The following is a 13,099-nucleotide window of genomic DNA, read 5'->3' on the forward strand; positions in this document are numbered from 1 at the left end:
TGACTCCCTAGCGGCCTTGATCATGAAGATCATGCCATTCCTGTTCGCTGCCGCCGCTTTTGCCGCGCCTCAGGCCGCCTTGGCCCAGGGGTTGGGCGCTGAAATCAACTATGGCCGCGCCGACGGTCATTGGGGCACCGAAATCGGGGCGGGCTATGCCTTCGACATGGCCGGTTTCAGCCTGACGCCCGGCGGCGGTGTTTATCTTCGCGATGGCGACACCAAGCTCTATGGGCGGGTGGAAGCGGCCTATACCATCCCCCTATCAGCAAGGATCGGAGCTGGTGCGCGGATTAGCGGCGACGACGTCCGCCCCTACGCCACGGTCGCCATGCCATTGCTGCCCAAGGTTCGGGCCAAGGCCAATGTCGGGCCAAAATATTATGCTGTGGGCCTGACGCTGGGTTATTGAAAGACGACCGCTAAGATACTGTCACAGGCCGGTTGTGTTACCGCAATTGCGTGCCGGATCATCTTGCACCCTATGCGCGCGCCGCATGAACGGGCATAGAGTCGCCGCCTTGCCTGCATCAGGAGATGATTGTCCGTGACGTCCCGTGAGCTTACCGGTTTCCTGCCCCTTGACGACAGGCACTTGACGGACGCGCAATGGTCGCGCCGGCTGTCCGACATGGCGTGGCGCATCGGTTTCGGGGCGATTGGCTGGCCGTGGCTGCTCGCCAGCCTGTCGGGCGGTCGCAAGGCGGACAAGCGGGCCTTGCTTGACGATTTGGGTCTTGCCCATGACGCCCTGCCGCATCTGGGAAGCTGGAAGGCGGATGTCGGCTTTTTACGGCATATTGTTCGGGAAATTGCCCGGCTGCGCCCGGCCCATGTGGTGGAACTCGGCGCGGGCGCGTCATCGCTGGTGGCTGCGCGCGCTTTGCAACTACATGGCGGCGGGCAATTGCACAGTTTCGACCAGCATGGTGGGTTCGTTGATGCGACGCGGCAATGGCTGGGCGACCATGGCCTGTCGGTCGACATTCGCCACGCTCCGCTGACTCAGGACAGCAGCGACTGGCCGGGGCGCTGGTATACGCTGGACGGGGTGCCGGACCAGATCGACCTCATCATCATCGACGGTCCGCCCTGGAGCGTGCATCCACTCGTGCGCGGCGCGGCAGACAACCTGTTCGCACGATTGTCCCCCAATGGCGTCGTACTGCTGGACGATGCGGCGCGGCCCGGCGAACGACTGGTCGCGCGCCGCTGGCGACAACGCTGGCCCCATATCGACTTTCGGCTGGTAAAGGACGGGACCAAAGGGACGCTGGTCGGCCGTCGACGCGACACCTCTGTGCCGGTCGCCAATGACAACGACCGCGGCCGGACCTGGCGTCATATCCAGCGCGCCGCCGGGATCGCGGCTTTGATCGGCGCGGGTTGGATCGCGCGCGGCGAACTGGGCGAATTTCCGCAGGCCGCGCAGGCCAGCAGCTTCCTTGACGAAGCCGCCGCATCGCGCCGCGCGGGACTGTTGCGTCAGGCGATGGTGTCGCAGGTCGAAAGCGCCACCCTCAACCCGCAGGAGATCGAGAACGCCACCGGCATCGTCCTGCCCGAACTGCCGCGCGATTGGCGCATTACGGACGTTCAGTTGTTCCCGACGTCCGACAGCCCGGCCATCGCCATGGCGCTGGAAACGCCGCGCGGCGAACATCTGTCCTTTTTCGCCGACCGCGCCGAAACACCGGCCGAGGCCAAGCCCCTGATCGAACGGCGCGCCGCCGACGTCGTCGCCTATTGGGAGGTCGGGAACATGGCCTATGCCCTGACCGGGCAAGCCGCGCCGGCGCGGATCATGGAACTGGCCGGGGCCGTCGCGCCGGCGGGCTGAAGGAGCCATTGAGGGCGACAAGGCAGGCTGCTAAGCGCTCGTCATGGCGGATGACAGCAGCATTTCGAACACGCGGCCGGCGCTTGGCAATCTGGCGATGCTCTGGCGCTTCGCACGTCGTTATCCCGGCAGGATCGCGGGCGCGCTGATCGCCCTTATCGTCTCATCAGCCGCGACGCTCGCCATTCCCAACGGATTTCGCCTGGTCATCGACAAGGGGTTCATGGGCGGCGGCGACATTGGCCGCTGGTTCGAATATCTGCTGATGATCGTCATCGTGCTGGCGCTGGCCAGCGCGCTGCGCTTCTACTTCGTATCCTGGCTGGGCGAGCGCGTCGTGGCCGACATACGCTGTGCGACGCAGGCCAATCTGCTGCGACAGGCACCCCGTTTCTTCGAGGAAAACCGCCCGTCGGAGATCGCGTCGCGCATGACGGCGGATACCGCGATCGTGGAGCAGGTCGTCGGCTCCACCGTATCGGTAGCACTGCGCAACATGGTCACGGCGATCGGTGGCCTTGTCTACCTGTTCGCACTCGCGCCGAAACTCGCCGCGCTGCTGCTGCTCGGCATTCCGGTCGTCCTGCTGGTGCTGATCGGCCTTGCCCGGCGGGTGCGCACCCTTTCGCGGGCCAGCCAGGACCGGCTGGCCGATATCGGCAGCGCCGCGACCGAAGTGCTGGGCGCGATGAAGATCGTTCAGGCGTTCGGGCAGGAAGAGCGGGAAGCGGCCCGCTTCCGTGCGACGGTGGAACGCGGCTTTGCCACGGCGCGGCAGCGCATCCGGCTGCGCGCGATGATGACGGCGGTCGCCTTCGCGCTCATTTTCGGCGCGATTACCGGCGTCATGTGGCTGGGCGCGATCGACGTTGCCGCGGGACGGCTGTCGGGTGGCAGCATTGCCGCCTTCGTCCTGACCGGGGGCCTTGTTGCTGGCGCGTTCGGCTCGCTGTCGGAAAGCTGGGGCGACCTGCTGCGCGGCGCAGGCGCGGCAAGCCGGCTGGGCGAACTCATGACCGCTGCGCCAGAGATCAGTCCGCCCGCGCGGACGCACATGCTTCCGCCGATGGAGCGCGGCGCGCGCCTGACATTCGATCAGGTGCGGTTCCACTATCCCACGCGGCCCGACCAGGCGGCGCTTCACGGCATCGATCTCGACATCCATCCCGGGGAGACGGTGGCCGTGGTCGGACCTTCGGGCGCCGGCAAATCGACGCTGATCCAGCTGGCGCTGCGCTTTTATGATCCCGATGCCGGGGCCATCCGCCTGAACGGCGTCGCCCTGCCTGATTTGGCGCCGGCGGATCTCCGCGCGATGATGGCGATGGTGCCGCAGGACAGCGTCATCTTTGCCGCGTCCGCGCGCGACAACCTGCGCTATGGGCGCTGGGATGCAACGGATGCGCAGATATGGGACGCGGCGCGGGCAGCCAATGCCGAGATGTTTCTGCGCGACCTGCCTCAGGGGCTGGACAGCTTCCTGGGCGAAGGCGGCGCGCGATTGTCCGGCGGCCAGCGACAACGTATCGCCATTGCCCGCGCGCTGCTGCGCGACGCCCCCATCCTGTTGCTGGATGAAGCGACGTCCGCACTGGACGCTGAATCCGAACGACTGGTGCAGGACGCGCTCGCAACGTTGATGCAGGGGCGGACAACAATTGTGATCGCGCATCGGCTGGCGACGGTCCGGTCGGCCGATCGCATCATCGTGCTGGACGAAGGGCGTATCGTCGAACAGGGCAACCATGCGGCCCTGATCGCGCGCGACGGCCTTTACGCCCGACTGGCGCGATTGCAGTTTCAGGATGGCATGGCCGACTAAACGGCCGGGGTCAGGCGTCGGCCTGCCGCCGCCCGATCTGCACCACATGATCCAGAATTGCAGGGTGTAACGGCCGTTCGAAGCTACAGCCTGATTCATGCCCGCGGGTCCACAGAACACGCGCGCGCCGCCCTTCAAAGCCGGGCAGCATGATCCAGAGATCATCGCCAGGGCGCAATTTCATGAAGCTTTGCAGGCGAAAGCCGGTAATCGACAAATCCGCGATGTGGCTGCTGAACCAGGTTTCGCCGGGACGACGTACCTTAATGCCGATCTGGACAGCGCGTCGTTCGGCAGCGCGGCGTTTGCGATCCTGTTCGAATTGCGGGTTAGCGCTCATGATCAGTCCTTTGCGGGACATTAGCGCGCACGGGTAAGCAAAATGTTAAACCGCTACGCGCCATGGCTTGACGATAAGGCGCAAAAAAAGGGCCGCCGATGGCGACCCTTGATCCGTGCAATCTTTATCCAATGATCTCAGGCAAGAAGCGCGAAGGGGAAGTCCTTGCGAAGCGCACCGCGCCTGAAATCAGCCGTCAGAAATTGCCATATTGTTCGTTGCCGACGAAACCCAGCTTGGTAACGCCTGCGCGCTTGATTTCCGCAAGCACCGAATCGACGACCACATAACGGGTCTGCGCATCGGGCTGGAACTGGAGTTCCGGTTCGACCGGCAACCGCAGCGACTGCTGCAGATACTGACGCAGGGTCAGCAGGTCGATCGGCGATCCGTTCCAGGTGATGACGCCACCGGCATCGATCGCGACCTTGTTCTTGACCGGGTCGATGACGCTGTCGGAAGGCGGCGCATTTTGCGGCAGGTCGATCTTCACCGCGTGGGTCTGGATCGGGATGGTGATGATGAACATGATGAGCAGAACGAGCATGACGTCGATCAACGGCGTCGTGTTCATTTCCACCATCGGTTCGCCATCTTCGGAGCCGGCACTCATTGCCATGGGGATTTCTCCTTCTTCAACCGATCAGAGGCGGACGGTGCCCGAACCGGGTTCCGGTTCGGAGATGAAGCCCACGCGGGGGAAACCGGCGCGCTGCATCGTGTAGATGGTGCCGCCAATGCACCGATAGGGTGTGTTGATGTCACCGCGGATATGCACTTCGGGCAGATCTTCGGGCTTCAGATTTTCGACGCCACCCGCCTTCTTGATGTCCGCTTCCAGCTTTGCGACGGCGCGATCGAGCAGTTCGCTCGACGTCACCGGCGTCATGCCCCAGAAAACCGCACAGCTGCCGTCGGCGGCTTGCGTGATCGACAGGGAAACATTTTCCGGCTTCGTCGTGGTCGGCTCGAACTCCACCTTGGGAAGCTGCAGCTCAACCGTCTGTACGACGACCGGGACCGCGATGAGAAAGATGATGAGCAACACCAGCATGACGTCGACGAGCGGCGTCGTGTTGATGTCGGACATCGGCTTGTCGTCACCGCCGTCGGAGCCAACACTCATTGCCATTGATATTATCCTAACCTTGGTGTCGATGGCCGCCCATCAGTCTGGGAGACGGGTATGGGAGCCATGGTCGGCGGGGAACCGGGCGGTCGCAGCCGCCACCCGATTCCCGCAACCGTCGTCTTGAGACCGATCAGGCCTTGGTCGGCGTGGCGGCCGGCTTGGCAACCGGGGCGCCGGGCGCGGCAGCAACGGTCGGCTTCACGGCACCGTCCGAAACCAGATAGGCCAGCAGGTCGACGGTGAAGCCGTTCAGCTGCTCGGCGATCGCCTTGTTGCGGCGCTGCAGGAAGTTGTAGGCAAGCACCGCGGGAACGGCGACGGCCAGACCCAGAGCGGTCATGATCAGCGCTTCACCGACCGGACCGGCAACGGCGTCGATCGAGGCCTGACCGGCGGCGCCGATCTTGATGAGCGCGCGGTAGATGCCGATAACCGTACCGAACAGACCGATGAACGGCGAGGTCGAACCCACCGTGGCGAGGAACGCCAGGCCGCCGTTGAGCGACGAGTTGATCGCGCCTTCCGAACGGGCGAGCGAACCGTGCAGCCAGTCATGCGCTTCGACCGGATCCTTCAGCTTGCCATGCTCTTCCTGCGCCTTAATGCCGTCGTCGACGATCTGCTTGTAGGCCGAGTTCTTTTCGAGCTTGGCCGACGCTTCGCGCAGCGAGGCCGAACGCCAGAAGGTCGCGCGGACCTTCTTGCCCTGGCTGATCACCTTCTGCTGTTCGATCAGCTTGGTGAACAGGATGTAGAAAGTGCCGACCGACATGGCGCACAGGATGATGAATACGGTCCAGGCGATGGTGCCGCCCTGTTCAAGGGCTTCCATCAGGCCGTACGGGTTTTCGGCCTGGGGAGCCGCAGCTGCGAGATACATCAACATGTTCAAGACTTCCCTCTCAATGAGATCAAGCTTGGGAAAGGCGGCGCCGGGCGCGCGCCTCGCCCATTTGGATTATTCCGGCAGACGCCAGGTGATGCGCCCGGTGTAAGTGTCGGGCATGTCCTTACCATCGGAACCCTTCGCCGGCTTGAACCGCGCGCGGCGCGGCAGCAGGCGACAGGTGGCCTCATCGAGATCACTATGACCGGTCGAGGAGGTGATGGTGCAGTTGGTCACCCGACCGTCCGCGCCGATGTCCAGGCGGAACCCAGCAGTGCCCGAGCGTTCTTCACGCTGAGCGCGGCTAGGATAGTCCGCATCGCTCAGCCACGAACCCGGATTGCCACGTGGCGAAGCACGCGATGCAGCAACGGGCGGCGGCGGTGGAGCCGGCGGTGGCGGTGGCGGTGCGGCGACCGGAACCGGGTTGAACACCGGGGGCGGCGTCCGCACGGTCTGGATCGGCGGCGCAGGCGCCGGGGTCCGAACGATAGGCGGCGGGGCAACGACCGGCGGCGGCTCGACCGGCTGGTCTGGCGGCGGCGGCGGCGGTTCCTCGTCAGGTGGCGGGGGCTCCTCCTTCACGTCGATCACGTTCAGCTGTTCCGCCGCCTTTTTGACATATTTCATGCCAAGACCGGTGACGAAGGCATAGCCGAGAACAGCGTGAATCAGGGCGACGATGACGATCGATATCGTGCGACTCGATCCTTGCGAGTGGTCAGCATAGGCCATTCGGCAACGACACTCCTTAACTCATCTTACCAGTGGTTTATACAAATCAGCCAAAAACGACCCAAGCTGTCCGGGCTGATCCCGGCCACCTTTGGCCCCTGTCCGTTCATTTGCTACCGAGCGAACTCCTATCGCGACGCATCGTGGCACGCAAACGCTTTATCGTTATCTTCATTTGCGTTTACCATTTCCTATCAGAAACACTTGCCTGTGACATCCGCGCCACGGGCTGAAAATACAGGACGAAGCAGTAGATGAAACCCGCCACTTGCCCTTGCAGACTGATGCTGGCCTGCCTCATTTCCGCCGCAACTGCCGGGGTTTCTCCGGCATTTGCTCAGGACGCTCCAATGGTAACGTCATCATCAGGCGCGTCAACGCATGATGTCGGCGGACTGACCTATGCGGATATCGTTGATCTGGCCGAACAGGCCCCGCTGGTCGCCCATGTGCGGATTCGCAACAGCATCGCGCTGAAGCCTGAGCGCGCGACGGGCGTGCCGCAGGGGCATCGGCGCGTCTATATCGAGGCGGAAACCATAGGCCTGATTCGCGGCGAAGGCGGCATCAGCCCTACCGTCACCTATCTCTACGACGCGCCGCTTGACGCGCGCGGCAAGCTGCCCAAGCTCAAGAAGGATGAGGTGATCATCTTCGCCCGCGCCGGAAGCCGGCCTGGTGAAATCCAGTTGGTAAGCCCCGACGCCCAGGTCCCGGCGACGCCTCAGGCTGTCGCGCGCGTCCGGACGATCCTGTCCGCACTGGTTGCGCCCGATGCCCCGCCCCGCATCCTGGGACCGGGCGAAGCCTTCCATGTCGCTGGCACCATCGCGGGAGAAGGCGAGACGCAGATATTCCTGCGAACGGAAACGGGCGATCCAGTGTCGCTTTCCATCCTGCGCCGGCCGGGGCAGGCGCCGCGCTGGGCGGTCGCGCTGGGCGAGATCGTCGACGAGGCCGCCCGCCCGCCTGAGGAGGGCAGCCTGCTCTGGTACCGTCTCGCCTGCGGACTCCCCCCAGTCCTGCCGCCACAATCGGTTCGCACCTTGTCGCCCCCCGATGCCCAGGCCGCCCGCGCCGATTATCAATTGGTGATCGCCGCGCTCGGCCCCTGCCGCCGGAGCCGCAGCGTCCAATAAGGGCGCTTTTCCTTGGACAGGCGGGCAGACATGGCTATCAGCGCGGCATTGGGAATTAGAAGGGAAGCCGCCGCCATGACCAATCTGCACCGCCATGCCCCGCTGCGCGTCGCGCTCGTCGGTCTCGGCACGGTGGGCGGCGGCGTCATCCGGTTGCTGGAAACCAATGGCGCCCTGATCGCCCGCCGCGCCGGCTGTCCGATCCAGATCGTCGCCATTTCCGCGCGCGACCGCAACAAGGATCGCGGCGTCGACCTGTCGCCCTATGAGTGGGTCGACGACATGACCACGCTGGCGGCACGCGACGATGTCGACGTGGTGGTCGAACTGATCGGCGGCGCGGATGGCCCCGCGCTGACCCTGGCACGCCAGTGCCTCAACGCGGGCAAGCCCTTCGTGACCGCCAACAAGGCGATGCTGGCGCATCATGGCCTTGACCTTGCCCGGCTGGCCGAAACGGGCGGCATCGCGCTCAAATATGAAGCGGCAGTCGCGGGCGGCATCCCGGTTATCAAGGGCATGCGCGAAGGCGCGGCGGCCAATGAGATCAGCCGTGTCTACGGCATCTTGAACGGCACCTGCAATTACATCCTGACCACCATGGAGAAGGAGGGGCGCAGCTTCGCCGATGTGCTCAAGGAGGCGCAGGATCTCGGCTTTGCCGAGGCCGATCCCGGCATCGACATCGACGGGGTGGACGCCGCGCACAAGCTGTCGATCCTCGCCAGCCTGGCGTTCGGCACCGAATTGGATTTCGATGCGGTGGCCACCACCGGCATCCGCCATGTCATCGCCGCCGACATCGCGGAAGCTGCGGCGCTGGGCTATCGCATCCGCCTGGTCGGCATGGCGCAGAACGCACCGGTCGATGGGCCTGACGGCGGCCTGTTCCAGCGCGTCCATCCCATGCTGGTGCCGCTCGATCATCCGCTCGCCCATGTCGACGGGTCGCTGAACGCGGTCGTGGCAGAGGGCAATTTCGTCGGCCGCCTCTTCTTCCAGGGGCGCGGGGCTGGCGATGACCCCACCGCATCGGCGGTCGTCGCCGACCTGATCGACGTGGCGCGGGACGAATATGGCGACGCCTTCGCCATGCCGGTCGCCGCGCTCACGCCCCATCAGTCGGCTGACGCCGGCGCGCGCCTGGGCCGCGCCTATCTGCGTTTCCGGGTCAAGGACCGTCCTGGCGTGCTGGCGGAGATCGCGGCGGCGACGCGCGACGCGGGCGTGTCGATCGAGAGCATGATCCAGCGCGGCGCCAATCAGGAAGATGGCGTTCTGGTGGCGATCGTCACCCATGCGGGCGCGGAACGGTGCGTGCGCGAAACGCTGGAACGGCTCAGCGGATCGGACAGCCTGCTCGAAGCGCCGATGGTGATGCACATTCTGGACTAGGCACGGGGTCAGCGCGGCGTTGCGCCCCGGAAACGATCCGGCAGTGGCGGCGGCGGGGCCAAGTCAGCGTCCGCGTCGACGATCGCGGTCGCGGCTTTGCCCAGAACATCAACCACCTGAAAGACCGACAGGCCGCCGGTGCAGCCCGCGCCTTGCCCGCCGACCACGCCGCACGCCCCCTGCCGCACCGGCGCGGCCGAAGCGCGTGGCGCGTCGCCCGGAAGGATGCGGTCTGCATCGGGCTCGCGCGGCAATGGCAGCCGCTGACGCGCGTTGCGCTCCGCCCGGTTGCCGCACACTATGATGCCTCCGCCGCTGCGGTCGCATGGCTTTACCACCTGCGTTTTCGCGCGGTAGGCCACCATCGGATCGGGCTCGTCCTGCGCCAGCCCCCTGCTCGGCCACAGCAGCATCAAAGTGAAAAAAAGGGCTGCTAGGCGCATGCGACCACAGGATCATCCGATCATGGCGGAATGATGGCCATGCTCGACAAGGCGGCAGCGACCGCCTATCGGCTGGGCGACAAAGAAGAAAAGAGGATGTGATGGAACAGGCAGGCGCGAATCTGGACCGGGTGCTGGTTCTGGAGATGGTCCGCGTGACCGAAGCAGCAGCGATCGCCGCGTCCCGGCTGATCGGGCGCGGTGACGAAAAAGCCGCCGACGCCGCCGCGGTCGAAGCCATGCGGCTGGCCTTCAACGATCTTTACATGGACGGCACCGTCGTGATCGGCGAAGGCGAACGCGACGAAGCGCCAATGCTCTATATCGGCGAGAAGGTCGGCAGCGCGATCGGCAAGGGGCCACGGATCGACATTGCGCTCGACCCGCTGGAGGGCACCACCATCACCGCCAAGGCCGGGCCGAATGCACTGGCCGTGCTGGCCATCGCGGAGGAAGGCGGGCTGCTCAATGCGCCCGACGTCTATATGGACAAGCTGGCCGTGGGTCCCGGCTATCCCGACGGCGTCATCGACCTGGACCGGTCCGTCCGCGACAATGTCGCGGCGGTGGCGGCGGCCAAGGGCGTCGAACCGCATGAAATCATCGTATGCGTGCTCGACCGGCCGCGTCATGAAAAGCTGATCACCGAACTGCGGGCGATCGGCTGCGGCATCATGCTGATTCCCGATGGCGACGTGGCCGGCGTCATCGCAACGACCGACCCGGAAACCAATATCGACATCTATATGGGATCGGGCGGCGCGCCGGAGGGCGTGCTGGCCTGCGCTGCGCTGCGCTGCGTCGGCGGCCAGTTCAAGGGCCGTCTTCTTTTCCGCAATGAGGATGAGCGGCACCGCGCCCGCAAATGGGGCATCACCGATTTCGACAAGGTCTACGACCTGAAGGACCTGGCGAAAGGAGACTGCATCTTTGCCGCGACGGGCGTGACCGACGGATCACTGCTCGACGGGGTCAAGCGGCTGCCCGGCGGCAAGCTGACGACCGAAAGCGTGGTGATGCGCGCCAGCACCGGCACCGTGCGTTGGGTGAAGGGCGAACATCGCGTCCGCACCACGTCGGGCGAGGAATGAACCAACGGTGCATAGCGCCGGCCAGGCGCTAGTGGCTGGCCCTGTGATTGAGATCATGGCCAAGCGCCAATATGCCAACGCCGATCAGCGTGTAGACGCTTTCCTGCAACCCATGATCCATGGTCAGCGCGCCCGTCATGACGCCCAGACCCAGCGATCCGACGGCGGCCGGCATCATGAAACCATGGACGATCGCGCCATGCCCCAACGCGATCGCCCCCAGTGTGATTGCGATCATCAGGCCGGCTTCATGAAAGATCGGACTTTCGAAAATCCCGCCGGCGGACGCGAGCAAACCAAGCACGACGGCGGTCACGAAACAATGAGCGACGCACAAGCCCGATACGGCGATCGCCAGGCGATCCAGTCGTCCCGAAATAAGGGCTTGGCGAAGGCTTTGCGACATGGTCCCGGCTACATAGGCCAGTTCAAACCAAGTTACAACATATCATTGAAAATTTACCGGGGCTTAAAACGCCCGGTCAGGCGGCCTGACGCAGGCAGTTGCGGCCGCTATGCTTGGCGTCATAGAGGGCGCGGTCGGCGGCCTCCAGCATCGCCGATCGGGTCGATCCGCCATTCAGTTGCACCAGTCCGGCGCTGAACGTCACGGCGATCGCATCGTCCTTGTCGTTGACGCGGATCGGTGCCGAAAGCCGCTGGCGCAGCCGGTCGCACAACTGCGCGGCGGCGCGCCGGTCGCAATCGACCAGCAGGATCGCAAATTCTTCTCCGCCCAGTCGGCCGATGCTGTCCCCGTCCCGCAGTTCGGGCTGGATCGCCTGCACGAAACCGGTCAGTACGCGATCTCCCCCGCCATGGCCGTAACGATCATTGACCGACTTGAAATGATCCAGGTCCATCAGCAGCAGGCTGGACCGCGCGCCGTCGGCGGCGCGCAGCATTTCGGCGTCCAGCTTGTCCAGAAAGGCGCGGCGGCTGTCCGCGCCGGTCAGCGCGTCGCGTGCGGCGACCTGTTGCAGGGCGCGCTGACGCGCCTTGTGCCGGGATATGTCGCGGATCATGCTGACGACACCAACCGGCTGGCCGCGTTCGTCCACGACCGCGCGGCTGACCATCTCGCAACAGTCCAGATCGCTCAGCGCCGTCAGCGGGCGAAATTCCGCCTGATGGACGCTGCCGGGATGCGCCAGTGCGCTCTGGCATATCGCGCGCACCATTTCCCGATCCCGCGCATCGGCCAGATCGGTCACGCCCTGGCCCACCAGAAGCGCGGGCGCGCAGCCCATCTGTTCCAACGCAGACGGAGAGGCATATTCGATCACGCCGGCAAGATTGACGTTGAGCACGACGTCGCCGCTATGTTCGGCGATGGCGCGAAAGCGCGATTCGCTTTCCTGCAACATCTGGAACAGGCGACGACGCCCGTTCAGCTCGGCCGCGACGGGCATCGACAACAGGAAGCTGAGCGCCAGATAGAATTGAAACGCCAGCACCCGCTCACCCGTCGAAAGTGGGATCAGCATCAGCGGGCCGGTGTCCGACATCGTCGCCACCCCCCCTATCACCGCAAGGATCACGATAGAGGCGGCCGCCCCGACATGCCCCACACGAAAGGCTATCAGCACCAAGGGCAGCATGGGCGCGAACAACATGGGATAGCGCGCCCAGTAGAAGACATGGACCGTGACCAGCGTGAACAGGGCGAGCAAGATCAACGCTTCGATCTTCACGGCCCTGGGCGTATCGCGCAGCCAGCGGGACCATTCGCCCTGGAGCAACAGGATGACGACCGGGGTGCATGTCAGTCCGCCCAGCGCATGCCCAGCATACCATTGCAGCCAGGATGCGCTGAACCCCACCGGCGTAGTCGCCGACGCAACGGATGCGGCCGCCAGCCCGGTGACAATGTCCGCCACGCCGCACAGGGCCAGGATGAAGACAACCAGCGGTCGGACCGACCCTGTGACGATATCGTCCTTGAGGAAATAGCGGCAAATCGCCGCCACGATCAGCGATTCGCTGACGTTGATGAAGGCCATTGGCACAGCGGCGGCAGGACCGATCCCAAACAGGGCGGTCGCTACGGCACTGGCGAGGGCACAGGCAAATACCGCGCGTGGCCAGTAGGACATGCGGGTGGTCAACAGCTCCGCCATCAGGAACGCGTTGGCGATCCAGATGAAAGCCAGCCCCCCTTCGAAGCGCGAAATCGACACAGTGAAACTGGCCGCAGCAAAATAGACGCAGCCTGTGATGACGGGCGCAAAAGGAGAGTTCGGGCTACGAAGAGAGAAGCGCGACATGGTAGGATC

14 protein-coding genes are annotated in these 13,099 nt (G+C 64.8%); 6 read left to right on the forward strand and 8 right to left on the reverse strand.

Translation table 11 applies throughout. From position 1 onward, the window contains the following. Positions 1-22: 22 nt before the first annotated feature. The 3 genes from LL253_RS12810 to LL253_RS12820 all read left to right on the forward strand — a co-directional run bounded on the left by LL253_RS12810 (position 23) and on the right by LL253_RS12820 (position 3,662). Positions 23-412, forward strand: coding sequence for a hypothetical protein (locus LL253_RS12810; protein WP_228227429.1), 390 nt, complete (start codon positions 23-25; stop codon positions 410-412). Between the two features lie 135 nt (positions 413-547). Continuing rightward, positions 548-1,840 carry a class I SAM-dependent methyltransferase gene (locus tag LL253_RS12815; RefSeq protein WP_228227430.1) on the forward strand — a complete coding sequence of 431 codons (1,293 nt, stop codon included), beginning with the start codon at positions 548-550 and terminating at the stop codon, positions 1,838-1,840. Between the two features lie 43 nt (positions 1,841-1,883). Continuing rightward, positions 1,884-3,662, forward strand: coding sequence for an ABC transporter transmembrane domain-containing protein (locus LL253_RS12820; RefSeq protein WP_228227431.1), 1,779 nt, complete (start codon positions 1,884-1,886; stop codon positions 3,660-3,662). 10 nt (positions 3,663-3,672) lie between these two features. On the opposite strand, the gene LL253_RS12825 is transcribed toward LL253_RS12820, so the two are convergent. The 5 genes from LL253_RS12825 to LL253_RS12845 all read right to left on the reverse strand — a co-directional run bounded on the left by LL253_RS12825 (position 3,673) and on the right by LL253_RS12845 (position 6,755). Then, entirely contained in the window at positions 3,673-4,002 is a 330-nt protein-coding gene (locus LL253_RS12825) for a PilZ domain-containing protein (protein ID WP_037543540.1), read from the reverse strand. A gap of 196 nt (positions 4,003-4,198) precedes the next feature. Beyond that, entirely contained in the window at positions 4,199-4,621 is a 423-nt protein-coding gene (locus tag LL253_RS12830) for an ExbD/TolR family protein (protein ID WP_021227927.1), read from the reverse strand. Positions 4,622-4,645: 24 nt separating this feature from the next. Continuing rightward, positions 4,646-5,134, reverse strand: a complete 489-nt coding sequence (locus LL253_RS12835) for an ExbD/TolR family protein (protein WP_021227926.1) — start codon at positions 5,132-5,134, stop codon at positions 4,646-4,648. A 130-nt stretch (positions 5,135-5,264) separates the two neighbouring features. After that, on the reverse strand, positions 5,265-6,020 hold the full coding sequence (locus LL253_RS12840) for a MotA/TolQ/ExbB proton channel family protein (RefSeq protein ID WP_009822759.1): 756 nt from the start codon (positions 6,018-6,020) through the stop codon (positions 5,265-5,267). Positions 6,021-6,092: 72 nt separating this feature from the next. Beyond that, positions 6,093-6,755 (reverse strand): energy transducer TonB, encoded by a 663-nt coding sequence (locus LL253_RS12845; RefSeq protein WP_009822760.1) that lies wholly within the window; start codon positions 6,753-6,755, stop codon positions 6,093-6,095. A gap of 350 nt (positions 6,756-7,105) precedes the next feature. Here LL253_RS12845 and LL253_RS12850 point away from each other — a divergent pair, with 350 nt between their 5' ends. Then, positions 7,106-7,894 carry a hypothetical protein gene (locus LL253_RS12850; protein WP_407696100.1) on the forward strand — a complete coding sequence of 263 codons (789 nt, stop codon included), beginning with the start codon at positions 7,106-7,108 and terminating at the stop codon, positions 7,892-7,894. 75 nt (positions 7,895-7,969) lie between these two features. Next, positions 7,970-9,289 (forward strand): homoserine dehydrogenase, encoded by a 1,320-nt coding sequence (locus tag LL253_RS12855; protein WP_228227433.1) that lies wholly within the window; start codon positions 7,970-7,972, stop codon positions 9,287-9,289. A gap of 8 nt (positions 9,290-9,297) precedes the next feature. Here LL253_RS12855 and LL253_RS12860 read toward each other — a convergent pair whose 3' ends face one another. Continuing rightward, the gene (locus LL253_RS12860; protein ID WP_228227434.1) at positions 9,298-9,702 is read right to left on the reverse strand and encodes a hypothetical protein; all 405 of its coding nucleotides are present in this window, start codon (positions 9,700-9,702) and stop codon (positions 9,298-9,300) included. 131 nt (positions 9,703-9,833) lie between these two features. Between LL253_RS12860 and glpX the strand changes: the two genes are divergently transcribed. Then, positions 9,834-10,823: a class II fructose-bisphosphatase gene (gene glpX, locus LL253_RS12865; protein WP_228227435.1), complete on the forward strand. Its 990-nt coding sequence runs from the start codon at positions 9,834-9,836 to the stop codon at positions 10,821-10,823. A 28-nt stretch (positions 10,824-10,851) separates the two neighbouring features. Here glpX and LL253_RS12870 read toward each other — a convergent pair whose 3' ends face one another. Both LL253_RS12870 and LL253_RS12875 read right to left on the reverse strand, forming a co-directional pair. Next, complete coding sequence (locus LL253_RS12870; RefSeq protein WP_009822766.1) at positions 10,852-11,229, reverse strand: MerC domain-containing protein; 378 nt, start codon at positions 11,227-11,229, stop codon at positions 10,852-10,854. Positions 11,230-11,305: 76 nt separating this feature from the next. Further along, the gene (locus LL253_RS12875; protein ID WP_228227436.1) at positions 11,306-13,090 is read right to left on the reverse strand and encodes a sensor domain-containing diguanylate cyclase; all 1,785 of its coding nucleotides are present in this window, start codon (positions 13,088-13,090) and stop codon (positions 11,306-11,308) included. Positions 13,091-13,099 lie beyond the last annotated feature (9 nt).

This window comes from Sphingobium soli (assembly GCF_020782245.1).
Taxonomy (GTDB): Bacteria; Pseudomonadota; Alphaproteobacteria; order Sphingomonadales; family Sphingomonadaceae; genus Sphingobium; species Sphingobium soli.